The sequence below is a fragment of the Actinoplanes sp. NPDC051859 genome (assembly GCF_044452725.1).
Taxonomy (GTDB): domain Bacteria; phylum Actinomycetota; class Actinomycetes; order Mycobacteriales; family Micromonosporaceae; genus Actinoplanes.
This window is the reverse complement of the sequence record NZ_JBITBX010000002.1, coordinates 482,785-505,639: the sequence shown is the minus strand read 5'-3', so window position 1 is coordinate 505,639 and position 22,855 is coordinate 482,785. Positions and strand designations below refer to the sequence as shown.

Annotated in this window: 18 protein-coding genes and 1 tRNA gene; 5 read left to right on the top strand and 14 right to left on the bottom strand. The window is 69.6% G+C overall.

The window, feature by feature from the left end; genetic code table 11:
* Positions 1–2: 2 nt before the first annotated feature.
* The 7 genes from ACIA1L_RS06315 to ACIA1L_RS06285 form a co-directional block, all read right to left on the bottom strand.
* On the bottom strand, positions 3–911 hold the full coding sequence (locus ACIA1L_RS06315; protein ID WP_396071445.1) for an ABC transporter substrate-binding protein: 909 nt from the start codon (positions 909–911) through the stop codon (positions 3–5).
* A 30-nt stretch (positions 912–941) separates the two neighbouring features.
* The gene (locus ACIA1L_RS06310) at positions 942–1,652 is read right to left on the bottom strand and encodes an ABC transporter ATP-binding protein (protein ID WP_396071444.1); all 711 of its coding nucleotides are present in this window, start codon (positions 1,650–1,652) and stop codon (positions 942–944) included.
* Positions 1,642–2,481, bottom strand: coding sequence for an ABC transporter ATP-binding protein (locus ACIA1L_RS06305; RefSeq protein ID WP_396071777.1), 840 nt, complete (start codon positions 2,479–2,481; stop codon positions 1,642–1,644). The genes ACIA1L_RS06310 and ACIA1L_RS06305 overlap by 11 nt, the downstream gene beginning before the upstream one ends.
* A gap of 53 nt (positions 2,482–2,534) precedes the next feature.
* Entirely contained in the window at positions 2,535–3,569 is a 1,035-nt protein-coding gene (locus ACIA1L_RS06300; protein WP_396071776.1) for a branched-chain amino acid ABC transporter permease, read from the bottom strand.
* 107 nt (positions 3,570–3,676) lie between these two features.
* Positions 3,677–4,627, bottom strand: a complete 951-nt coding sequence (locus tag ACIA1L_RS06295) for a branched-chain amino acid ABC transporter permease (RefSeq protein WP_396071443.1) — start codon at positions 4,625–4,627, stop codon at positions 3,677–3,679.
* Between the two features lie 79 nt (positions 4,628–4,706).
* Positions 4,707–5,873 carry a branched-chain amino acid ABC transporter substrate-binding protein gene (locus ACIA1L_RS06290; protein WP_396071442.1) on the bottom strand — a complete coding sequence of 389 codons (1,167 nt, stop codon included), beginning with the start codon at positions 5,871–5,873 and terminating at the stop codon, positions 4,707–4,709.
* Positions 5,874–6,089: 216 nt separating this feature from the next.
* Positions 6,090–6,707, bottom strand: coding sequence for an ANTAR domain-containing response regulator (locus ACIA1L_RS06285; RefSeq protein ID WP_396071441.1), 618 nt, complete (start codon positions 6,705–6,707; stop codon positions 6,090–6,092).
* A gap of 246 nt (positions 6,708–6,953) precedes the next feature.
* On the opposite strand from ACIA1L_RS06285, the gene ACIA1L_RS06280 reads away from it, so the two are divergent.
* Positions 6,954–7,030: transfer RNA gene (locus tag ACIA1L_RS06280), tRNA-Leu, on the top strand.
* Positions 7,031–7,215: 185 nt separating this feature from the next.
* Positions 7,216–8,706, top strand: a complete 1,491-nt coding sequence (locus ACIA1L_RS06275) for a hypothetical protein (protein ID WP_396071440.1) — start codon at positions 7,216–7,218, stop codon at positions 8,704–8,706.
* On the opposite strand, the gene ACIA1L_RS06270 is transcribed toward ACIA1L_RS06275, so the two are convergent.
* The 4 genes from ACIA1L_RS06270 to gltB form a co-directional block, all read right to left on the bottom strand.
* Positions 8,707–9,582 (bottom strand): acyl-CoA thioesterase, encoded by an 876-nt coding sequence (locus ACIA1L_RS06270; RefSeq protein ID WP_396071439.1) that lies wholly within the window; start codon positions 9,580–9,582, stop codon positions 8,707–8,709. It lies immediately after the preceding gene.
* Entirely contained in the window at positions 9,579–11,015 is a 1,437-nt protein-coding gene (gene pyk / locus ACIA1L_RS06265; protein WP_396071438.1) for a pyruvate kinase, read from the bottom strand. Before pyk ends, ACIA1L_RS06270 begins: the two co-directional genes overlap by 4 nt.
* Before the next feature lie 296 nt (positions 11,016–11,311).
* Complete coding sequence (locus ACIA1L_RS06260; RefSeq protein ID WP_396071437.1) at positions 11,312–12,790, bottom strand: glutamate synthase subunit beta; 1,479 nt, start codon at positions 12,788–12,790, stop codon at positions 11,312–11,314.
* On the bottom strand, positions 12,783–17,336 hold the full coding sequence (gltB, locus tag ACIA1L_RS06255) for a glutamate synthase large subunit (RefSeq protein ID WP_396071436.1): 4,554 nt from the start codon (positions 17,334–17,336) through the stop codon (positions 12,783–12,785). Before gltB ends, ACIA1L_RS06260 begins: the two co-directional genes overlap by 8 nt.
* Before the next feature lie 147 nt (positions 17,337–17,483).
* On the opposite strand from gltB, the gene ACIA1L_RS06250 reads away from it, so the two are divergent.
* The 3 genes from ACIA1L_RS06250 to ACIA1L_RS06240 are packed head-to-tail and all read left to right on the top strand — an operon-like array spanning position 17,484 to position 20,107.
* Positions 17,484–18,353 (top strand): GNAT family N-acetyltransferase, encoded by an 870-nt coding sequence (locus ACIA1L_RS06250; protein WP_396071435.1) that lies wholly within the window; start codon positions 17,484–17,486, stop codon positions 18,351–18,353.
* A 48-nt stretch (positions 18,354–18,401) separates the two neighbouring features.
* Complete coding sequence (pnuC, locus tag ACIA1L_RS06245) at positions 18,402–19,019, top strand: nicotinamide riboside transporter PnuC (RefSeq protein ID WP_396071434.1); 618 nt, start codon at positions 18,402–18,404, stop codon at positions 19,017–19,019.
* Positions 19,016–20,107, top strand: a complete 1,092-nt coding sequence (locus tag ACIA1L_RS06240) for an AAA family ATPase (protein WP_396071433.1) — start codon at positions 19,016–19,018, stop codon at positions 20,105–20,107. Before pnuC ends, ACIA1L_RS06240 begins: the two co-directional genes overlap by 4 nt.
* Here the strand turns inward: ACIA1L_RS06240 and ACIA1L_RS06235 are convergent.
* The 3 genes from ACIA1L_RS06235 to lgt form a co-directional block, all read right to left on the bottom strand.
* Positions 20,067–20,483 carry a phosphoglycerate mutase family protein gene (locus ACIA1L_RS06235; protein ID WP_396071432.1) on the bottom strand — a complete coding sequence of 139 codons (417 nt, stop codon included), beginning with the start codon at positions 20,481–20,483 and terminating at the stop codon, positions 20,067–20,069. The two genes, ACIA1L_RS06240 and ACIA1L_RS06235, sit on opposite strands and share 41 nt — an antisense overlap.
* A 76-nt stretch (positions 20,484–20,559) precedes the next feature.
* Positions 20,560–21,747, bottom strand: a complete 1,188-nt coding sequence (locus tag ACIA1L_RS06230) for an FAD-dependent oxidoreductase (protein WP_396071431.1) — start codon at positions 21,745–21,747, stop codon at positions 20,560–20,562.
* 14 nt (positions 21,748–21,761) lie between these two features.
* Entirely contained in the window at positions 21,762–22,850 is a 1,089-nt protein-coding gene (gene lgt / locus ACIA1L_RS06225) for a prolipoprotein diacylglyceryl transferase (RefSeq protein WP_396071430.1), read from the bottom strand.
* Positions 22,851–22,855 lie beyond the last annotated feature (5 nt).

The following is a 22,855-nucleotide window of genomic DNA, read 5'->3' as shown; positions in this document are numbered from 1 at the left end:
GCTCAGAAAACCTGAGGGTTGACGGCCGGGTCGGTGATGGCGCCGGCCTCGACGCCCCACTTGGTGAGGATCGTCTTGTAGCTGCCGTCTGCGATCAGCGCTTCGAGCGCCTTCTCGATGACCCCGCCGAACTCGGCCTGGTCCTTCGGCAGGACGTAGCCGTACGGCGCCGAGTCGTAGATATCGCCGACCAGGACCAGCTGGCCGTTGGTCTGCTTCACCGCGTACGCGCCCACCGGGGAGTCGGCCAGCATCGCGTCGTCCTTGCCGCTGGTGACGGCCACGGTGGCGTCACTCTGGGCCTGGTACTGGTCGATGGTGATCTTGGCCTTGCCGGCGTCCGTGCACTTCTTGGAGCGGGCCTCGACGTCCTTGACCTGCACCGTGCCGGTCTGCACGGCGACCTTCTTGCCGCACATGTCGTCCGGGTTCACCGCGGCGCCGGCCTTGGCCGCCCACTGTGTGCCGGCGGAGAAGTAGGAGACCATGGTGGCCTCTTTCATCCGCTCGGCGTTCACGGTGAACGACGATACGCCGATGTTGTACTTGGCACTGGTGACACCGGGAATGATGGCGTCGAACGTCGACGACTGCCACTCCGTGGTGAGACCGAGCTTCGCCGCCACCGCGTTGAACAGGTCGACGTCGACGCCCTTGACCGTCTTACCGTCCTGGTCGAGGAACTCGTTCGGCGCGTACGTGGAGTCCGTACCGATGATGATCTTTCCGGCGGTCTTGATCGCGGCCGGGACCTTGGCGGCCAGCGCCGCGTCCGCAGCCGTCGAGGGGACGGCGGCACCCGGGCCGGTCGTGTCGCCGGACTCCTCGCCGCAGGCGGTGAGGGACGCGGTCATCGCCGTCGCCACCGCCAGGCCGAGGAGTGCCCGGCGGCCAGATGAGATGCGGAACATCGTCAAATACTCCTTTTGCGGGGGGTGTGGTCAAGCAACGCCGAGATAGGCGTCCTTGACCGAGGGGTCGTGCAGCAATTCGGCGCCGGTGCCCGACTTGACGATCCGGCCGGTCTCCAGCACGTACGCGCGGTGGGCGCGCGACAGGGCCTGCTGGGCGTTCTGCTCCACCAGGAGCACCGTGGTGCCCTGCTGGTTGATCTCGACGATGATGTCGAAGATCTGCTGGATGAGCATGGGCGCGAGGCCCATGGAGGGTTCATCCAGCAGGAGCAGCTTCGGCCGGCTCATCAGCGCGCGACCGACTGCGAGCATCTGCTGCTCGCCGCCGGACATCGTGCCGCCGACCTGCTTTTCCCGCTCCTTGAGTCGCGGGAACAGGCTGAACGCGCGATCCAGGTCCTCGTTGATCTCGGCCCGGTTCTTGCGGGTGTAGGCACCCATCTCCAAGTTCTCGCGCACCGTCATGCCCGGGAAGATGCCCCGGCCCTCGGGCGACTGCGACACGCCCCGGACGACCCGCAGGTCGGCGCGCAGCTTGGTGATGTCCTCGCCGTCGAAGACGATGCTCCCTTCGGCGACCGGGCGCAATCCCGAAATCGCCCGCATTGTCGTCGACTTTCCGGCGCCGTTTGCACCGATCAGGGCGACAATCTCCCCCTGAGCGACGGTCAGGCTGATGCCGTGCAGGGCCTGGATGCGGCCGTACAGCAGGGTCAGGTCCTTCAACTCAAGCAGCATCGGTCGGGACCCCCAGGTACGCCGCGATCACCTTCGGGTTGTCCCGCACCTCGGCGGGGGTTCCCTCGGCGATCTTCTTGCCGAACTCCAGCACCACGATCCGGTCCGTGACCCCCATGACCAGGCGCATGTCGTGCTCGATGAGCAGCACGGTCACCCCGGAGTCGCGGATCTTGCGGATCAGGTTGAGCAGCTCCACCTTCTCCGCCGGGTTGAAGCCTGCCGCCGGCTCGTCGAGGCAGAGCAGCGTCGGGTTCGTCGCCAGTGCGCGGGCGATCTCCAGCCGGCGCTGCTCGCCGTACGAAAGGTTGCGGGAGACGTCGCCGGCCCGGTGGGCGATGCCGACGAAACGCAGCAGCTCGAGGGATTTCTCCCGGCCCGACTTCTCTTCCTTCCAGTGCCGCGGCAGCCGGAAGAGGGCGCTGAGGACGCTGGACTTGTGGTGGGCGTCCGCACCCACCATCACGTTCTCCAACGCCGTCATCTCGGGGAAGAGCCGGACGTTCTGGAACGTACGGGCGATGCCACCCCGGGTGATCTGGTGCTTCTTCTTGCCGACGATCGACTGTCCATGGAAGCGGATGTCGCCGCTCGTGGGCCGGTAGACGCCGGTCATGGCGTTGAAGCAGGTGGTCTTGCCGGCACCATTCGGGCCGATCAGACCGAAGATCTCGCCCTTACGCAGGCTGAAGCTCACGTCGTTGAGCGCCACGACGCCGCCGAAGCGCAGCGTGACGTTCTGGACCTCGAGCAGCGTGTCGCCTGAAGCGGCCCGCGGCGCGGGGGCAGCCTGGTCCGCCGGACCACCGGTCGGGATCGGCCGGTCCACCGGGCGCGCGTTCTTTTCGTCGAGCTCCTGCGGAGACTCGATGTGTGGCTCGCTCACTGGGGAGCCACCTCCTTCTCACGGTCCTTGAGCTCCATCGCCCGCCGGCGGCTCGGGATGAGACCTTGCGGCCGGAAGACCATGATCGCGATGATCACGAGGCCGAAGATCGCGAACCGGTAACCGAACAGGTCGGTGCCCGTGATCGGGTCCTCGATGCCGCGCAGGCGGTCCGGGATGTACGAGATCAGCGCGCCACCGAGGATCGCACCGAAGATGTTTCCGGAGCCACCCATGACGACGCCCGCGAGCACCAGGATCGAGAACTGCAGGATGAAGGTCTGCGAGTTCATGAAGCCCTGCTGGCCGGCGAACATGACGCCGCCCAGGCCACCGATGAAGGCGCCGATGGCGAAGGCCCACAGCTTGTACTTGATCGTGCGTACGCCCATGATCTCGGCGGCTTCCTCGTCCTCGCGGATGGCGAGCCACGAGCGGCCGACCCGGCTGCGGTCGAGGTTTCGCACTCCGAAGATCACGAGGATGATCACCGAAAGGCCGAGCCAGTAGTACGGGGTGGCGTCCGCGACGCCGAACCACGGCTTGCCGTCGGCGTAGCTGCCCGGCGGGTGCGGGATGCCGGAGAAGCCCCGGTCACCGCGCAGCGTCTCCGAGCTGGTCGCGAAGATGCGGATGATCTCCGCGAAGCCGAGCGTCACGATCGCGAGGTAGTCGCCGCGCAGGCGCAGCGTCGGCCAGCCGAGCAGCAGACCGGACACCATCGTGACCGCCAGCGCGATCGGGATGGACGCCAGCCAGCTCCACTCGGTGTGCAGGATGCTGTCCGGCGAGGTCAGCATCGCGACGGTGTACGCACCGACCGCGAAGAAGCCGACGTAGCCGAGGTCCAGCAGGCCGGCGAAGCCGACCACCACGTTGAGGCCGAGGGCCAGCAGCACGTAGTAGGACATGTTGAACAGCGCGCTGGGCCAGTCGATGCCCTGGGTGATGATCTGCGGGCCGATGCCCGGGACCTCGCCCACGTACGGCAGCAGGAAGGCCAGCACGGCGAACGCGATGCTGAGCACCATCCGGACTGCCCAGTGCTGCCGGGTGAACCAGCCGCGGGTGCCACCGCCGGACCGCCAGCCGTTTGTCTTCTTCTCCGCCGGGGTGGCCGGAGTCTTGGTCGCTTCGCTCATGCTCGGGCCCTCCCGAGAGACTCGCCCAGCAGGCCCGTCGGGCGGACCAGCAGGATCAACACCAGCAGCACGAACGACGCGGCGTGCAGCCACTCCGTGCCGAACAGACCGGCCGCGTAGTTCTGCAGCACGCCCAGCAGCAGGCCGCCCAGCAGGGCGCCCCGCAGGTTGCCGATGCCGCCGAGGACCGCTGCGGTGAACGCCTCGATGCCGAGCAGGAAGCCGGCGTCGAACCGGGTGACACCGATCTTGAGGTCGTACATCACGGCTGCCACGCCGGCCATCAGGCCGCCGAGGAGGAAGACCAGCGCGATGACCCGGCTCTTGTTGACGCCCATGAGCGCCGCGCTGTCCGGGTTCTGCGCCACCGCGCGGATGCCCCGGCCGAGCCGGGAGCGGTTGATGAAGCGGTCGAGCACGAACATCGCCACGAGCGCCAGCACGATGATCAGAATCTGGAGATTCGTCACGTGCATGTTGCCGATCACGACGACGTCGGTCGGGCGGATCAGCGGCGGGACGCCCGTGATGTTGCGCTGGGTCAGCACGCCGACCGTCTCGGAGATGAACAGCGACGCGCCGATGGCGGTGATGAGGAACGCCAGCGGAGGCGCGTTGCGCTTACGCAGCGGCCGGTAGGCGACGAACTCGACGCCCAGCGCGGTGAGGCCGGATATGACGATCGCGGCGACCAGGCCCAGCAGCAGCAGGCCGATCACCGATATCAGATTGGGTGTGGCCGAGTTCTGGTCCAGCCCGAGGAAGCCCCACACCACGAGACAGGCGTAGGAACCGAGCAGGAAGACCTCGGAGTGCGCGAAGTTGATAAGGCGAAGCACGCCGTAGACGAGGGTGTAGCCGAGCGCGAACAAGGCGATGATCGCGCCCTGGGCCAGACCCGTAATCGTGAGCGGCCCGAAGTTCTCAATCAGACCGGAGAAGTGCACAAGGGGCTCCTGAAACGAGAAGGTCGGTGTGGCCGGAGATCATCCGGCCACACCGGCCCTACAGAGAGTAACGGCGTGATCAGGCGGTCTTGATCTCCTGATCGGCGACCGTGTTGCCAGCCTCGTCGAACTTGAAGGCCCACACCTTGATGGACGCCGGGTCCAGCTCACCGGTGGCGGTGAACTTGTAGGTGTTCGCGATACCCGTGTAGTTGATCGTCGACAGGTAGGTGTTCATCTTCTCGGGGGTGGTGTTCCCCGCGTCGATGCCCGCCAGGTAGATGTTCGCGGCGTCGTAGGCGACGTCGCTGTAGGTACCCGCGTCGACGTTCCACTTGGCCTTGTAGTCGGCGACGAAGGTGCCGCCCGCCTTCTCCGGCGGGGAGCAGGGGCAGGTCGTGACCGTGCCCACGGCCTCCTTGTTACCCGCGGCCTTGGCGAGACCGGGGTCCTTCATGCCGTCGCCACCCACCAGGGTGCCCTTCCATCCGTTAGCCGTGAGCTGCTTGCGGATGAGACCACCGTTGGTGTAGTAGCCACCGTAGAACATCACCGTGGCCTTGGAGGCGATGACCTTCTGCACGACCGCCGAGAAGTCGGTCTGCTTGCCGTCGCCCTCGGTCTTGTCCTCGCCGGCGACCTTGGCACCCAGCTTCGCCTTGACCACGTCGGCCAGGCCCGCACCGTACGCGGACTGGTCGTGGGCGACGAAGACCTTCTCGGCCTTCATCGTGTCGGCGATGTAGCTGGCGGCGGCCGGTCCCTGCGCGTCGTCGTTCGCGACGGCGCGGTGGAACGTCTTCCAGCCCTTCGACGACAGCGACGTCCGCGTGGCGGACGGCGTGATCGTCGGGATGCCGGCCTCTTCGAAGATCGGGTCCGCAGCCTCGGACTCACCCGAGAACGGCGGGCCGACGATGCCGAGGATCTTCTTGTTGGCGACCAGGTTACGAGCGACACCGGGTGCGACGGCCGGCTCGCCCTGCGAGTCGAACTTCGCTACCTTGATGCACTCGGATCCCTTCTTGGTGTTGTACTGCTGAATCGCGAGCTCGAAGCCCTGCTCGATGTTGACACCGAGGTTCGCGGCAGATCCCGTCAGGGCGCCGAAGAACGCGAGCTCGTAGCCACAGTTACCGCCGCCGGCCTTGCTGTCAGTGGTGCCGCTGCTGTTGCAAGCTGCGGCGCCGGCGACGAGGCCGATCACGGCCAGTCCGCCGATGGCACGTGCGAGAACCTGCCTCAAGGTTGGAACCCTCCTCCATACCGAACCCACCGAGCCACCGCCGGTCGATTGGCACTTGCAGTGCTCCACGACACAACCGCGCCCGTCATGGGGCCGGACGCTATCCCACCTTCAGGCTCACCCGTAAGTGTTCCCGCGGGCATTTGCCGAACCGTTACGTCCGGTGATGCAGCGCCGGGAAAGGTGTAACAAACAGCCAGTGCCACATGATCCTGGTCACGAAGCGGGGGTGCCCGTGGGCTCCTCGCCTTCGGCCACGATGCGCTCCGCGACCTCACGCATCGTCATCCGGTGATCCATGGCCGTGCGCTGGATCCACTTGAACGCCTGCGGCTCGGTCATCGAGTACTTGGTCATGAGTTCACCCTTGGCCCTTTCGACCGATTTGCGGGTTTCCAACCGGTCTGTCAGGCCGGCAACTTCGGACTCCAGGGCGGTGATCTCGGCGTACCGGGAGAGCGCGATCTCGATGGCCGGCACGAGGTCCGACTTCTGGAACGGCTTCACCAGGTAGGCCATGGCGCCGGCCGCCCGGGCCCGCTCGACGAGGTCGCGCTGGCTGAAGGCGGTCAGGATGACGACCGGGGCAATCCGCCCACCGGCGATCCGCTCGGCGGCGGCCAGGCCGTCCATGATCGGCATCTTGATGTCGAGGATGACGAGATCCGGGACGAGATCCTCGGCCAGCCGTACGGCGGTTTCGCCGTCACCGGCCTCACCGACGACGTCGTAGCCCTCCTCGACGAGCATCTCGGCCAGATCGAGCCGGATGAGAGCCTCGTCCTCGGCGATCAGAACCCGCCTGCGCTCGGCACCCGCCTGCGTGTCGGCCACGGAACCCCCACTGATCTTTGAACTGCATGTCCTTCGACAGCGTAGTGGGTAGTGCCCGGCCCGGTACTCGCGCCGTGACCGGCCCGTGCGAGCGCCGGTCCAGAAGGGACGCCAGAATTCATTGCTATTTGTACGTTCATCGAGTGACAAAGCCCGCGGGAGGGTATCCGGGTGTCCCCCACGACACCGGGGTCGGTAGGCTGTAGCCGGCTCGGTCAGCTCGATCTGCGCCGCAGCACGCGACTCGTCCCCGTAGACCAATCGGCAGAGTCGATGGACTCAAAATCCATTCAGTGTGGGTTCGAATCCCACCGGGGACACCACCACCCCTTCGCCGCGACGGCCTTCTGTTCCCTCCCAGGCCGCGAAACGCGTGTGCACCGTGTTGCCCCTGCGCCTACCCGCCGCAAGCAGATCCGGGCAGCCGTAGTCCCGGGTTTCCGGGAAAGGCCGGTTTGCCGGGGTCGGCGGTGTTGTCATGGCAGTACCAGCACTGCCAGGAGGCTTCATGTTGTGGTCCGGCTCGTCGCCCCTGACCGTCCTGCGTGACGGCATGTGGGGCTTCCTCTTACTCGCCGGGGTGGCGTGGCTGGCGATCGCCTGGAGCGTCCTGCGCCTCGATCCCGCGGACATCGCCGGCGTAGCCGGACCTGTCGTGCTTTTCGCCGCCGTCACCGAGGTCCTGCGGGCCTGCGCCGGGACGCGTACCTGGTGGCTGAACGCCGGCATGGCCGTGCTGTTCGCCGCCACCGCAGCCCTGCTGATCAGCGAGCGCGGCGCCTCGTGGACCACACCCGCCGCGCTCGTCGGGTGGTACCTGATGGTGCGCGGCGCCGCCGACATCGCCATTTCGATGATGACGCGGGAGAGCGACCGGATCTGGGGTCTCCTCACCGTTGTCGGCCTCGCCGAACTCGGCCTGGGTTTCTTCGCCGCCGGCGCCTTTTCGCGTACGGCGGAAACCGCCGTTGCCGTACTCGGCGGGGCTGCAGCGATCAGGGGCGTCGCCGACCTGGTGGCGTCGCTGCGGCTGCACGAGGCGTCGGCTTCGGCGCGGGCTGGGCGGATCCTGGAGCTTCCCGCCGAACGGGCAATCGGGGTGGCCGGATACTCGGCGGGCATGACCGACTTCGAGGAGGCGCCCGAGCAGCAGGCGGCCCGGGCGCGACACCGGGCGGAGCCGCGCCCGTCCGTCGCTGGCATGAGCGACCTGTCCGGTTCTCGGCCGGGTCCCGCGAACGTCACCCACCGGGCGGACTTCACCGCGCCAAGCTCGAACCCTGGCCGGCCTGCCAGCTTCCACGACGAGGTGCTGCGGACCACCGCCGACCTCGACGCGATGCTGGCGCTGGCCGGCGTGACCGGCGCGGCCATCCCCGGCGCGGCGGCGCAAGCCGCGGAGGCGGAGCATATCGAGGTGCCGGACACGGCCGAAGGGGCCGAACTGGCCGGACACCCGGCAGGTCACGCGCCCGGCAACGCCGAACTGGCCGGGCACGCCGCGGGTCACGCGCCCGGCAACACCGGCTCCACCGCCGGCTGGACCCCCGGCGGCAGCGGCCCGACCTCGGGCTGGGCACCCGGCAGCACCGGCACCACCGCAAGCTGGGCACCCGGCGTCAGCAGCCCAAGCTCGGGATGGGCGCCCGACAGCACCGGCCCGACCGCGGGTTGGGCGCCGGAGAACTCGGGGTGGCAGAACCCGGCCGCCACCGCTGCGACGGCTCCCCTGCCGGGCAACGCCGCGAGCAATTTCGGGACGCCCGCCAACAGTGGCAACTACGGAGCCGGCAACACCGGAAACTTCGGACCGGCGTCGCACGACACCGCGGGGGACCCGCCAGTGCCCGGCAACGCCGCGAGCGGCTTCGCGGCCCCGGCGCCGCAGCCGGAACATGACCCGTCGCTGCCGCTGCTCGATCCGGCTGCCCGTGCCGCCCGCCCTGCCACACCCGGGATCGACGAGACCTCGATCATCACCCGTCGACTGATGGACTGATCAGTCACCGATCCGGCGCAACAGGCCTTCCTGGACCGCGCTGGCGATGTGGACGCCGTCGCGGGTCAGCATTCGCCCGCTCGCCAGTCCCCGGCTGCCGCTCGCCGAGGGGCTGCGGCAGTCGTAGAGGAACCACTCGTCAGCCCGGAAGGGCCGATGGAACCACAGCGCGTGGTCCAGGCTCGCTCCGATGACGCCGCCCGGTCCCCACACCTCGCCGTGTACGGAAAGCACCGAGTCCAACAGCGACAGGTCCGACGCGTACGTCAGCGCGCACGCGTGGATCAGCGGGTCGTCGGGCAGCTTGCCGTTGATGCGCATCCAAACGCGCTGCTTTGCCTCGGCGTCGCGGTCGCCCGGTGGCACCCAGCCGGGGGTGTTCACGTAGCGCACGTCGATCCCGCGGGGGCCCCAGCTCAGCGCCGCCCGGCGTTCCGGGTACTTGGCGAGCCAGTCCCGGGTGGTCGGGACTTCCTCCGGGTCGGGCACGTCCTCGGGCGCCGGTGAGTGATGGTCGAGGCCCTCCTCGGCGATCTGGAAGGACGCCGACATCAGGAAGATGGCCTTGCCGTGCTGTTCGGCTGTGCACCGGCGCACCGAGAAGGAGCGGCCGTCTCGGATCGTCTCGACGGCGTACTCGATGGGGACGGCGGGGTCGCCCGGGCGCACGAAATAGCTGTGCAGCGAGTGCACCGGACGCTCGGAGTCGACCGTCCGGCCGGCGGCGACGAGTGCCTGGCCGGCGACCTGACCGCCGAAGACGCGCTGGGCGCCGGTCTGCGGGCTTTCGCCCTGGAACCGGCCTTCGTCGAGCTGCTTGAGGTCGAGGAGTTCGAGGAGCTGGTCGACCGCGGCCTGTCCGGGCTCGGCGGTCATACGGTCCTCGGGTCGACGAGCGAGCCGAGCTGGTGCACGCGCAGGGTGTTGGTGGAGCCGGGCGCGTTCGGCGGGCTGCCCGCGACGACCACGACGTAGTCGCCCGGCTTGGCCAGGCCGAGACCGAGCATGCTCTGGTCGACCTGGCGGAACATGTCGTCGGTGTGCTCGACGAAGTCGGTCAGGAACGTCTCGACGCCCCAGGACAGGGCGAGCTGGTCGCGGACCGCGGGGACCGGCGTGAAGGCGAGGAGCGGCAGCTCGCAGTGCAGCCGGGAGAGGCGACGCACGGTGTCACCCGTCTGCGAGAAGGCGACCAGTGCCTTGGCGCCGATGTTGCGGGCGATGCGCGAGGCGGCGACGGTCAGGGCACCGCCGTGCGTACGCGGGTCGTGCTGCAGGACCGGCACGCCGATGGAGCCGTTCTCGGTGGTGGTGACGATCTTCGCCATCGTGCTGACGGTGAGCACGGGGTATTTGCCGACCGAGGTTTCGCCGGACAGCATCACCGCGTCGGCGCCGTCGAGGATCGCGTTGGCGACGTCGGAGGCCTCAGCGCGGGTCGGGCGGGAATTCTCGATCATCGAGTCGAGCATCTGGGTCGCGACGATGACCGGTTTGGCGTTCTCCCGGCAGAGCTGCACGGCGCGCTTCTGCACCAGCGGCACCTCGTCCAGCGGGACTTCGACGCCGAGGTCGCCGCGGGCCACCATCACGCCGTCGAAGGCGAGCACGATCTCTTCGAGGTGGACGACCGCTTCGGGCTTCTCGACCTTGGCGATGACCGGGACGGTCCGGCCGACCTCGGTCATGATCTCGTGCACGAGCTTGATGTCGTCGGGCGAGCGGACGAAGGACAGGGCCACCAGGTCGACGCCCAGCCGCAGCGCGAACCGCAGGTCCTCGGCGTCCTTCTCGCTGAGCGCGGGCACGCTGACCGCGACGTTCGGCAGCGACACACCCTTGTTGTTGGAGACCGGTCCACCCTCGGTGACCAGGCACCGGATGTCCTCGCCCTGCACGGCGGTGACCTGGATGGCGACCTTGCCGTCGTCGATCAGCAGCCGGTCGCCGACCTTCACTTCCTGGGGCAGCTTCGTGTAGGTGCAGGAGACCCGCTCCCGGGTGCCGACGATGTCCTCGCCGGTGATGGTCACGGTGTCGCCGTTGTCCCACACGTGCGGACCGTCGGCGAACTTGCCCAGCCGGATCTTCGGCCCCTGCAGGTCGGCGAGGACAGCGACGGCGCGACCGGTCTGCCGGGCCGCCGAGCGCACCAGCTCGTAGATCTTCTGGTGGTCCTCGTGGGTGCCGTGGCTGAAGTTCATCCGGGCCACGTCCATGCCGGCCTCGACCAGTCCGAGCATCCGCTCGGTCGTGGCGGTCGCGGGGCCCATCGTGCAAACGATCTTCGCGCGGCGTGTCACAGCCATCAGGCTAGTCTCTCTTTCGGATCGGCCCGTTGGCCGACACCCGGTCAGGATGATTAACAGCGGGTGACGGCGAGGTCTGACCCCGCATCGGCGAAGGATCGCTCGGAAGCAGGGCACGCTGCGCTGTCACGGCGGGCGTCATCGACCGCAAGCCCCAGCTTATCGGGCGTTCTCCGGCACGATTGCGCGCATCCCACTTCCCACCCGTCCGAAGCGTCCCCTCACCCACTCGAGACACCGTCCGTGTTCCCTGGTGCGACTGTCCACAACCGCACCAGGAGTCGCACCGGCGAGCGTCAGCGGATGGCGGCCAACGGCTGGGAAGAGGGTCGGACCGGGGCCGGCAGGTCGCCGGGTGCACCGAGATGCGCGTGGATGGCGGCGGCGGCCGCGCGGCCTTCGGCGATCGCCCAGACGATCAGCGACGCGCCGCGGTGCATGTCGCCCGCCACGAAGACGCCGGGTACGCCGGTCTGCCAGTCCTCCCCCGCGTCGACCGCGCCTCGCGTGTTGCGGGTCACGCCGAACTGGTCGAGGAGCGGCTGGTGCTCCGTACCCTCGAAGCCGATCGCGAGCAGGACCAGGTCGGCGCGCAGGTCGCGGACGGAACCGGGGGTGACGGTGACCGTGCGGCGGCCGTCGATGCGCTCGACGACGACGTCGGCGATGCGGATCGCGGCGACGTTGCCCTGACCGTCGTCGACGAATTCCTGGACGGCGACGCCGAAGACGCGGTCGCCGCCCTCCTCGTGCGCCGGGTAGCTGCGCAGGATGACCGGCCAGGTCGGCCACGGGTGCAGGTCGGCCGCGCGGACGTCGGGCGGCAGCGGGTACTGGTCGAGCTGGGTGACGGTGGCCGCGCCCTGCCGGTGGGCGACGCCGAGGCAGTCGGCGCCGGTGTCGCCGCCGCCGATGATCACGACGTGCTTGCCGCGGGCGTCGATCGGTGTCGACTCCTGCAGGCCGGCGACCACCCGGTTGGCGGGGACGAGATGATCCATGGCTAGGTGTACGCCGGCGAGCTGTCGTCCCGGCGTCTCGGGGGTGTCCCGGCCGGCCAGCGCACCGCAGGTCAGCAGCACGGCGTCGAACCGCTCACGGAGGTCTTCGGCGGTGACGTCCACGCCCACGTTCACGCCGGTCTGGAACACCACGCCCTCGGCTTCCAGCTGGGCGAGACGGGCGTCGATCCGGTCCTTTTCCAGCTTGAAGTCGGGGATGCCGTAGCGGAGCAGGCCACCGATCCGGTCGTCGCGTTCGAAGACCGTCACCGCGTGCCCGGCGCGGGCCAGTTGCTGTGCGGCGGCCAGCCCGGCGGGTCCGGAGCCGACGACCGCGACCGAGCGGCCGGACAGGGTGGCGGGCGGCTGCGGGCGTACGTATCCGAGGGCGAAAGCGTGGTTGGCGATCTCCACCTCGACCTGCTTGATGGTGACCGGGTCGTCGGCGATGCCGAGCACACAGGCCGCCTCGCAGGGGGCCGGGCAGAGCCGACCGGTGAACTCGGGGAAGTTGTTGGTGGCGTGCAGGCTCTCCGCGGCGGACGCCCACGCCCCGGTGCGGACCAGGTCGTTCCAGTCCGGGATGCGGTTGCCGAGCGGGCAGCCCTCGTGGCAGAACGGGATGCCGCAGTCCATGCACCGGGTGGCCTGGTCGCGGATCAGCTCCTCGCCGGCGGGCGGGTAAACCTCGCGGAAGTCACGGATGCGCACCGGCACCGGGCGGCGGGCGGGCAGCTGGCGTTCGTAGCGCAGGAAACCGTTCGGATCAGGCACGGGTGACCCCCATAACAGCCTCGTCGACATTGCGACCGGCAGCCTCGGCGGTCTTGATCAGTTCCATCACTCGCTTGTAGTCGCGCGGCACGACCGCGGTGAACTCGGCGACCGCGGACGACCAGTCGGCGAGCAGCCGTTCGGCGACCGCGGAGCCGGTCTCGGCGTGGTGCCGGACCACCAGGCCGTGCAGCAGCTCGCGCTCGTCGTCGGTGAGCGGGGCCAGGTCGACCAGCTCCGGGTTGACCCGGTCCTGGTCGAGGTGGCGCACGAACGCCTTGCCGCCGCTCATGCCGGCGGCGAAGTTGCGGCCGATTGCGCCGAGCACCACGACGGTGCCGCCGGTCATGTATTCGCAGGCGTGGTCACCGACGCCTTCGACGACCGCGGACGCGCCGGAGTTGCGAACGGCGAACCGCTCCCCCGCCCGGCCACGCAGGAACACCTCGCCGGCGGTGGCGCCGTACAGGATGGTGTTGCCGGCGATGATGTTGTCCTCGGCGGCGAACGGGGCAACGGCTGCAGGACGCACGATGACGCGGCCGCCGGAGAGGCCCTTCGCGACGTAGTCGTTGGTGTCGCCGATCAGCCGCAGGGTCACGCCGCGGGGCAGGAAGGCGCCGAACGACTGGCCGCCGGTGCCGTGCAGGGTGAAGGCGATGGTGTCGTCGGGCAGGCCGTTGCCGCCGTACCGGCGGGCGACCTCGCCGCCGAGCATGGCGCCGACGCTGCGGTTCTCGTTGCGGACGGTGACCTCGGCGCGGACCTCGGCGCCGCCGGTGAGGGCGGGCTGGGCGAGCCGGATCAGCTCGTTGTCCAACGCCTTGTCGAGGCCGTGGTCCTGGGCGACGATGCCGCGGCGGGACGCGCCCTCGGGCAGGTCGGGGACGTACAGGATGGGGGTGAGGTCGAGGTTCTGCGCCTTCCAGTGCTGCACGGCCGGCGCGACATCGAGCACCTCGGCGTGCCCGATCGCCTCGTCGATGCTGCGGAAGCCCAGCTCGGCGAGGTAGCCGCGGACCTCCTCGGCGAGGAACAGGAAGAAGTTCTCGACGAACTCCGGCTTGCCCGTGAAGCGTTCACGCAGGACCGGGTTTTGGGTGGCGATGCCGACCGGGCAGGTGTCCAGGTGGCAGACCCGCATCATGATGCAGCCCGACACGATCAGCGGTGCCGTCGCGAAGCCGAACTCCTCGGCGCCGAGCAGCGCCGCGATGATCACGTCCCGGCCGGTCTTGAGCTGCCCGTCGACCTGCACGGTGACCCGGTCGCGCAGCTTGTTGAGCAGCAGCGTCTGCTGGGCCTCGGCCAGCCCTAGCTCCCACGGCGAACCGGCGTGCTTCAGCGAGTTCAGCGGCGACGCGCCCGTCCCGCCGTCATGGCCGGAGATCAGAATGACGTCGGCCTTGAGTTTGGCCACGCCCGCCGCGACGGTGCCGACCCCGATCTCGGAAACCAACTTCACATGTACGCGCGCAGCCGGGTTCACGTTCTTCAGGTCGTGGACCAGCTGGGCCAGGTCCTCGATGGAGTAGATGTCGTGGTGCGGCGGCGGCGAGATCAGCCCGACGCCGGGAGTGGCGTGCCGGGTCTTGGCGATCCACGGCCACACCTTGTTGCCGGGGAGTTGACCGCCTTCGCCCGGCTTCGCGCCCTGCGCCATCTTGATCTGCAGGTCGTCCGCGTTGACCAGGTATTCCGTGGTGACGCCGAAGCGGCCGGAGGCGATCTGCTTGACGCTGGAGCGCCGGACCGGGTCGTAGAGCCGCTCGACGTCCTCGCCGCCCTCGCCAGTGTTGGATTTGCCGCCGAGGCGGTTCATGGCGACGGCCAGGGTCTCGTGCGACTCGGCGGAGATGGAGCCGTACGACATAGCGCCGGTGGCGAACCGCTTGACGATCTCGCTCGCCGGCTCGACCTCGCCCAGGGGCACCGGCTGGCGGTCGGAGGAGAAGCGGAACAGTCCCCGCAACGAGCCCGCGTCGGCGGCCAGCGCGTCCACCTTCTCGGTGTACTGCCGGAAGACGTCGTATTGCTTCGACCGGGTGGCGTGCTGGAGCAGGAAGACGGTCTCCGGGTTGAACAGGTGGATCTCGCCCTCGCGGCGCCACTGGTATTCGCCGCCGACTTCGAGGCGGCGGTGGCTGCGCTCGGCCGGGTTGTGCGGGTACGCCTTCTCGTGCCGTACCGCCACTTCGGCGTGGATCTCGGCCAGTCCGGCGCCGCCGATCCGCCCGGACGTGCCGGTGAAGTAGCGCTGCAACAGCTCGTCGGAGAGCCCGACCGCCTCGAACACCTGCGCGCCGCAGTACGACGACACGGTCGAGATGCCCATCTTGGACATGATCTTGAGGACGCCCTTGCCGAGCGCCTTGGTGTAGTTGCCGATCGCCTTGCCCGCCTCCATGCCCGCGAGCGGTCCGGTGGCGATCAGGTCCTCGACGCTCTCGAAGGCGAGGTACGGGTTCACTGCCGCGGCGCCGTACCCGATCAGCACGGCCGCGTGGTGCACCTCCCGGCAGTCGCCGCTCTCCACGACGAGCGCGACCTGCGTGCGGGTCTGTTCCCGCACGAGGTGCTGGTGCACAGCGGCGGTGAGCAGCAGCGACGGGATCGGCGCGAGGTCGGCGTTGCAGTCGCGGTCGGACAGCACGAGGATGCGCACGCCGTCCTCGATCGCCTCCGACACGTGCCGGCAGATCTCGGTGAGCCGGGCCTTCATGCCCTCCTCGCCGTCGCGCAGCCGGTAGAGCCCGGAGACCCGGACCGCTTTGAAGCCGGGCAGGTCGCCGTCCTCGTCGATGGAGAGCAGTTTCGCCAACTCGTCGTTGTCGAGGATCGGCCACGGCACCACGACCTGACGGCAGCTCGCCGGGCCGGGGTCGAGGAGGTTGCCCTCCGGGCCGAGCGTCGACGACAGGCTGGTCACCAGTTCCTCGCGGATCGCGTCCAGCGGCGGGTTGGTCACCTGGGCGAAGAGCTGGTGGAAGTAGTCGAACAGCAGCCGCGGCCGGGTGGACAGCGGGGAGATCGGGGTGTCCGTACCCATCGAACCGAGGGGCTCGACGCCGGCGCGGGCCATCGGCGCCACCAGGATCTTCAGCTCCTCCTCGGTGTAGCCGAAGACCTGCTGGCGGCGCATGACCGAGTCGTGCGTGTAGATCACGTGCTCGCGCGGGGGCAGGTCACGCAGGTCGATCAGCCCGGCGTGCAGCCACTCGTCATAGGGCTGGGCGGCGGCCAGCTCGGCCTTGATCTCGTCGTCGTGCACGATGCGCCCGGCGGCAGTGTCCACAAGGAACATCCGGCCCGGCTGCAGACGCCCCTTCGCGACGACGGTGGCCGGGTCGAGGTCGAGCACGCCCGCCTCGGAGCCGAGCACGACCAGACCGTCGCTGGTGTGCCACCACCGGCCCGGACGCAGGCCGTTGCGGTCGAGCACCGCGCCGATGACCGTGCCGTCGGTGAACGCCACGCTGGCCGGGCCGTCCCACGGCTCCATGAGGCTCGCGTGGAAGCGGTAGAACGCCTTGCGCGCCGGGTCCATCCCCGGATCGTTTTCCCACGCTTCGGGAATCATCATCAGCACGGCGTGCGGCAGGCTGCGCCCGGCGAGGTGCAGCAACTCCAGGACGGCGTCGAAGTTCGCCGAGTCGGAAGCCTCGGGCGTGCAGACCGGGAACAGCCGCTTGATGCTGCCCGGCAACTCGGGCGAGGCCAGCAGCGCCTCCCGCGCGGCCATCCAGTTGCGGTTGCCGCGGATCGTGTTGATCTCACCGTTGTGCGCGATGAACCGGTACGGGTGGGCCAGCGGCCACGACGGGAACGTGTTCGTCGAGAATCGACTGTGGACCAGCGCGATCGCGCTGTCGACCCGTTCGTCGGTCAGATCCGGGAAGAACTCCGGCAACTGGTCCGGCGTCAGCATGCCCTTGTAGGTGATCGTGCGCGCCGACAGCGACGGAAAGTATGCGCCGATCCCGCGCTGCTGGGTCTCCCGCTCCGCCTGCTTGCGGATGCAGTACGCGACGATGTCCAGCTCGATGCCGCTGAGCTGCTCTCCGGCCTTGCCGCGGTCCGAGCCGGTGAGCCGACGCGCGGCAAGGAACACCTGCTTCATCGCGGGACGCGCCGACTCGGCGCTCTCCCCCAGCCCGGACGGATCCACCGGCACGTCCCGCCAGCCGAGAATGTCGCCGCCCTCCACCAGGGCGTACTTCTCGAACACGGCCATCGCGCGGGCGGCGTCGGACTCCTCGGCGGGCAGGAAGACCAGGCCGGTCGCGTACGCACCCGGCGCGGGTAGCGCGAAATCCACGACGGCACGCAGGAAGGTGTCCGGGACCTGGATCATGATGCCGGCGCCGTCGCCGGTGTTGTATTCGGCGCCGCGGGCACCTCGGTGATCGAGGCGAATGAGCGCGGACAAACCCTTGGCTACCACATCGTGGGATCGGCGGCCGTGCAGATCGGCCACGAAGGCGACACCGCACGCATCGCGCTCGTGCTGCGGGTCGTACAAACCCTGGGAATGCGGAAGAGCCATGGGGCCTCCGATCGTCACGGGTGTTTCCGTTCAAGGTCGGGACGACGTCGGCCCTGCAGAGTTCCTGAATACTACGTTAGTAGTCACCGATCTCCGCCAGGTACGGATGGATCACACTTTGCGGTGGCGGTTCGGTAGTCTCGCGCGGTGGCGCTAGAGGATACCGAGGTCTTCACCCGGCTGGAACGTTTCTACGATTCCGTGCCGCGCGATGCCACGGTCACCGAGGACATCGGCGAGTTCGTGCTGTTCATCCGCGAGGGGGCGGGCTGGCCGTATTACGCGCGGCCCCGACTGGGCGGTGAGACACCGTCTGCCGCCGACGTGACGGCGGTCCGGTCCCGGCAACGCAAGCTCGGCCTGCCCGAAGACTTCGAGTGGGTGCACGAGACCACCCCCGACCTGCTCGCGGTGGCCCGCTCGGCCGGGCTCGACGTGCTGCTGGCCCCGCTGATGGTGCTGGACCGGGCTGCGCTGGTGCCCGACCTGCCCGTGCCCGGCGCGGCGATCCGCTTCCTCGACCCGGCCGCCCCCACCTTCCCCGCGGACATCGCCGCCGGCCGGGCCGTCGCGCAACTCGGCTTCGCCGCGACCGGCGCGGCCCCGACTACCGACCGCGCCGGAGCTCTGGCCGCGGAACCGGCCGACGCCGCCCAGCGCGACGCGGTCCCCGCCCCGGACGCCGCGGTCATAGCCGACCAGGTTCGCCGGCACACCTCGGGCCGGTTCTTCAGCGCCGTCGTCGAATCGCCGCAGGAAGGCATCCTCGCGAGCGGTTCGGTGCAACGCGTCGGCGGCGTGGCCGAGGTAGCCGGGGTGGCGACGCTGCCCGTGGCCCGGCGCCGCGGGTATGCCTCCCAACTCACCGCCAGCCTGGCTCGGCGCGCCCTCGAAGCCGGCGACGACCTGGTGTTCCTGTCAGCGGGCGATGACGACGTGGCTCGCCTCTACTCCAAGGTCGGCTTCCGCCGGATCGGCACGGCCTGCATCGCCTCCCCCGCCGCCGCCGGAATCTGAGAGTTACCCCCTAGCGCGAGCACGGCTCATCCCGCGATGCTGTGGCCCATGATCGATTGGCTGAACTCGCCCGCGTTCACCGCGTTCGGCGTGGGCACGACCTGGGCCGAACTGCTGGGCTTCGGCACCGGCCTGCTCACCGTCGGGCTGCTCGTCATCCGGCACATCCTGAACTGGCCGATCGGCATCCTCAACGTGCTGCTGCTGATGGTGGTCTTCTGGACCGCCGGGCTCTACGCCGACGCCGCCCTGCAGATCGTGTACGTCATCCTCGGCCTCTACGGCTGGTGGGCGTGGCACCACGACCGGACCGAGCTGAAAGTCCGCGCCACCACCCGTGCCGAATGGATCTGGCTGATCGTCGCCGGTGCGCTGGCAACGTTGGGCCTGTGGCTCTTCCTCGACCGGCTCACCGGATCGACCGTGCCGCTCGCCGACGCGCTGACCACCGCGCTGTCGCTGCTCGCCACCTATGGGCAGACCCGCAAGCTGGTCGAGAGCTGGTGGATCTGGATCACCGCCGACCTCATCTACATCCCGCTGTACGCGTACAAGGACCTGTGGCTCACCTCGATCCTCTACATCGCGTTCCTGACCCTGTGCATCCTCGGACTGCGCGCCTGGCGAGCCAACCTGCGCAGCGCCGAGCCGGTAGCCGTCGCATGAGGTACGAGCACGGGCTCATCGTCGGCAAGTTTTATCCACCGCACGCCGGACACCACACGCTGATCGACGCGGCGGCCGCCGCATGCGACCGGGTCACCGTCATCGTTGCCCCGTCCCGCGAGGAAAGCGTGCCGCTGGACCTGCGCCTGACCTGGCTCCGCGAGACACACCCCGCGCACGTCACCTTCATCGGCGTCTACGACGACCACCCCGTCGACTACGACGATCCGTACATCTGGGACCTGCACATGGCCGTCTTCCGCAACGCGGCGGGCACCAACCGGGTGGACGCGGTGTTCTCCTCCGAGGCGTACGGTGCCGAACTCGCGCGGCGCTTCTACGCCGTACCCGTGGTCGTGGACCTGGATCGCGCGGCCGTGCCCGTCTCCGGAACCGCGATCCGCACGGACCCGGTCGCGCACTGGGACCGGCTGGGTCCCGGACCCCGCGGCTGGCTGACCAAGCGGGTCATCGTGGTCGGCGCCGAATCCACCGGCACCACCACCATGGCGCAGGCCCTGGCCCGGCACTACCGGTTGCGCGGCGGCGTCTGGTCACGCACCCGCTGGGTCCCCGAGTACGGCCGGGAGCTCACCGAACGCAAACTCACGGCCCTGCAGCAGGACAAGCCGGAGGCGACGGTCTTCGACGTGACCTGGGACCGCGCCGACTTCGCGGCCGTGGCCGCCGCCCAGAACGCCGCCGAGGATGCCGCCGCCCGCGCCGGGTCCCCGGTCGTCTTCGGCGACACCGACGCGTTCGCCACGACGATCTGGGAGGAGCGTTACCTGGGCAGCACGTCCCGCCAGGTGCGCGCCCTGGTCCGCTCGCCCGATCTCTACCTGCTCACCGACCACGAGGGAGTGCCGTTCACCGACGACGGGCTGCGCGACGGCGAGTCGATCCGGCCGTGGATGACCGAACGGTTTCGCCGCGAACTCGCGCGGGTGGACGTACCCCACAAGGTCCTTACCGGGACGTATGCCCAACGCCTGCGTGCGGCAATCGTCGCGACGGACGAGTTGCTGGCGCAGGGTTGGCAGTTCGCTAGTCCCCGTATTTCAGCCTCAGCAGCTCCCCGGCCGTAACCACGAACAGGTTGTCGAAGTCGGTCTCCCCGATGACCGGTGGTGTCGGCACACCGAGCGCCGCGATCACCTGGGGAACCGTGTTGCTGTGCCCGACGATCAGCACGACCTGGCCGAACTCCCCGGCGGCGATCCGCGGGACGATGACGGTGGGCGGCGGCATCTCCCACACGTCGATGCCGAGCAGGTCGAGGAGCGGTCCGGCGGTCTGCTTGGTGCGCTTGAGCGCCGAGGTGAAGACCGTGGCGACCCCGGCCGAGCCCGCGACGTGCGCCAGCGCTTCGGCCCGGGCCCGGCCGGCGGCGTTCAGATCCGGGTCCGACGAGGTCGGTGGCAGGTCGATCTCCCCGTGCCGGACCAGCAGCGTCGTGATCACATGACCCCCTTAGTAAGGGATTAGATACTGTCAGCGATCAATCCGAGGGTCGAGTCACCAGTCCCGATTCAGACAGTCAGTCCGGGGGCTGCCAGTCGGCGGCGAGGCCGTCGGCATAGCCGAGGATGCGGGGGCGCAGAGAACTGAGGGCCGCGTCCCGGGCACGCAGGGCCAGCCGGCCGCGGGCCTGGACCACCGCGGACATCCGGCGGCTCTGCCGCACCACCGAAGCCGTGCGGGGACGCCGGGCCCGGTCGTAGGCCTCGATGGCAGCACCCAGAGCGTCGCCCGGCTCGGCAGTCGCGACCAGGGCTTGCAGCGTCGCCGCGTCCTCGAAGGCGAGACACGCGCCCTGGCCGAGGTGGTGGGGCATGGCATGGGCGGCGTCACCGAGCAGGACCAGACCGCCCGGACCGCAGCGGAAACCGTACGTTCTCGGCAACGGCCGCAACTCGCGGACTTCCTGCGGAATCAGCTCCTCGGGGCGGGTGGCCGCGAGCAGGTCACCGACCGGGGCGTGCCAGTCGGCGAACCAGCGACGCAGCAGCGCAAGCTGGGTGGCGGGCGGTTCGGGTCGGGGCGCGCCCGCCGCGGTCGCCACCCAGTAGACGCCGCCGCGGCCGGCGGCACGTTCGCCCAACGGCATCGACACGAAGCGGTAGCCCGCACCGAGGGTCTCGCCGCCGGCCTGCTGGTCGGCCAACGCCGGAACCCGGAAGCCGGGGACGACCGCCTGCCAGGCGGCAAAGCCGGAACCCACGGCAACCGCGTCGGGGGCGAGGGCGCGGCGCACCGGACTGTCGATGCCGTCCGCCGCGACGATCAGGTCGGCTTCGAACAGGGTGCGGCCGTCGCCCACCGCCGGGCGAGCGGCGCGCCGGGCCCGGACCTTTGTCACGGGTACGCCGGTCCGCAGCTCGACCCGATCACCGAGCCCCGCCACCAGAGCGTCATACAGGTCTTCCAGGTGCACCACCGCCGGTGCCGGACCCACGCCGGGGCGCGTACGCGGCGCGACCAGCCACTGGCCGTCGGGGCGGCGTACGCCACCGTCGGGCAGCGGGGCGGCGATGCCCGACCAGCCGCCGTCCGGGTCGAGGGCTTCGAGGGCGCGGCGTCCGTTGGGCCACAGCACGAGCGCGGTCGGCGGCGCAGCGATCCGTTCGCCGCGTTCGAGCAGCGTGACCTGCCAGCCGTCCCGGGCCAGGGCGCCCGCGGCGGCCAGACCGGCGATCCCTGCGCCCACCACCACGGCCGTGCGCATGTCGCGGACGGTCCCTAACGTTCGTCGGCGGAAGCAGCTGCCGGCGCGTCCGAGCCGGCGTCCTCGGCCTCAGCAGGCTCTTCCTCAGCCGCCGGGCTGTCGGAAACCGGAGGCAGGATGCCGGTCCGCTCGTACGCGCGGAACCGTTCCTCGCTGACCACCTGGTAGGCCTTCGGCGCCACCGTGGCCCGCTCCTTCGCGCCGACGTCGACCTGGTTGACGTCGCTGGCCGGCTCGTCGGCGGTCTCCGAGTCCGGGGCGTCGATCGGGACGACGTATTCGCGGGGGCCCTTGACCAGCAGGAAGTAGGCCAGGGCGGCGAGGAACACCACGATGGAGGTGAAGACGTTCAGGCGGATACCGAAGAACGTGTTGGCCTCGTCGATCCGCAGCATCTCGATCCAGCAGCGGCCCACCGTGTACGCCATGACGTACAGCGCGAACGCCCGGCCGCGGCCGAACTTGAACTTGCGGTCCAGCAGCAGGACGAGGCCCGCGACGCCGACGTTCCAGATCATCTCGTACAGGAAGGTCGGGTGATAGAGGTCGGGCTGGGTGACCGGCTCACCGTTGACCGTGTCGGCGTGGCCGGGGTTGGCCGGGTTCATGTTGTGCACGCGCAGGCCCCAGGGCAGCGTGGTGACGCTGCCGTAGAGCTCGTTGTTGAACCAGTTGCCCAACCGGCCGACCGCCTGGGCCAGGGGCAGGCCGGGCGCCAGCGCGTCGGCGAACACCACGAACGGGATGCCGAGCTGGCGGGCGGCCAGCCAGGCGCCCAGCGCCCCACCGGCGATAGCGCCCCAGATCCCGAGGCCGCCCTCCCAGATCTGGAAGATCTTGACCGGGTCGCCGTCGGCGCCGAAATAGTCGCTCGGCGAGGTGAGGACGTGGTAGATCCGGGCACCGATGATGCCGAACGGCACCGCCCACACGGCCATGTCGAGCGAGGCCCACGGGGCCACGCCGCGGCGACGCAGGCGATGCTCCATCACCAGGACGGCGACGACGATGCCCGCGACGATGCACAGTGCGTAGGCCCGGATGGGGATCCCGGCGAGGTGCCACACCGAGGTCGCGGGGCTGGGAATTGCGGCGAGGGTCACGGGCG

What these genes read in the sequence shown, in the direction of transcription:
- pyk (WP_396071438.1), bottom strand. Translation starts at nt 11,015, where the DNA reads ATGGCTGTGACACGCCGCGCGAAGATCGTTTGCACGATGGGCCCCGCG.
- gltB (WP_396071436.1), bottom strand. Translation starts at nt 17,336, where the DNA reads ATGGCTCTTCCGCATTCCCAGGGTTTGTACGACCCGCAGCACGAGCGC.
- ACIA1L_RS06315 (WP_396071445.1), bottom strand. Translation starts at nt 911, where the DNA reads ATGTTCCGCATCTCATCTGGCCGCCGGGCACTCCTCGGCCTGGCGGTG.
- ACIA1L_RS06230 (WP_396071431.1), bottom strand. Translation starts at nt 21,747, where the DNA reads ATGCGCACGGCCGTGGTGGTGGGCGCAGGGATCGCCGGTCTGGCCGCC.
- ACIA1L_RS06270 (WP_396071439.1), bottom strand. Translation starts at nt 9,582, where the DNA reads ATGACCGCCGAGCCCGGACAGGCCGCGGTCGACCAGCTCCTCGAACTC.
- ACIA1L_RS06300 (WP_396071776.1), bottom strand. Translation starts at nt 3,569, where the DNA reads ATGGTGCTCAGCATCGCGTTCGCCGTGCTGGCCTTCCTGCTGCCGTAC.
- ACIA1L_RS06240 (WP_396071433.1), top strand. Translation starts at nt 19,016, where the DNA reads ATGAGGTACGAGCACGGGCTCATCGTCGGCAAGTTTTATCCACCGCAC.
- ACIA1L_RS06310 (WP_396071444.1), bottom strand. Translation starts at nt 1,652, where the DNA reads ATGCTGCTTGAGTTGAAGGACCTGACCCTGCTGTACGGCCGCATCCAG.
- ACIA1L_RS06275 (WP_396071440.1), top strand. Translation starts at nt 7,216, where the DNA reads ATGTTGTGGTCCGGCTCGTCGCCCCTGACCGTCCTGCGTGACGGCATG.
- pnuC (WP_396071434.1), top strand. Translation starts at nt 18,402, where the DNA reads ATGATCGATTGGCTGAACTCGCCCGCGTTCACCGCGTTCGGCGTGGGC.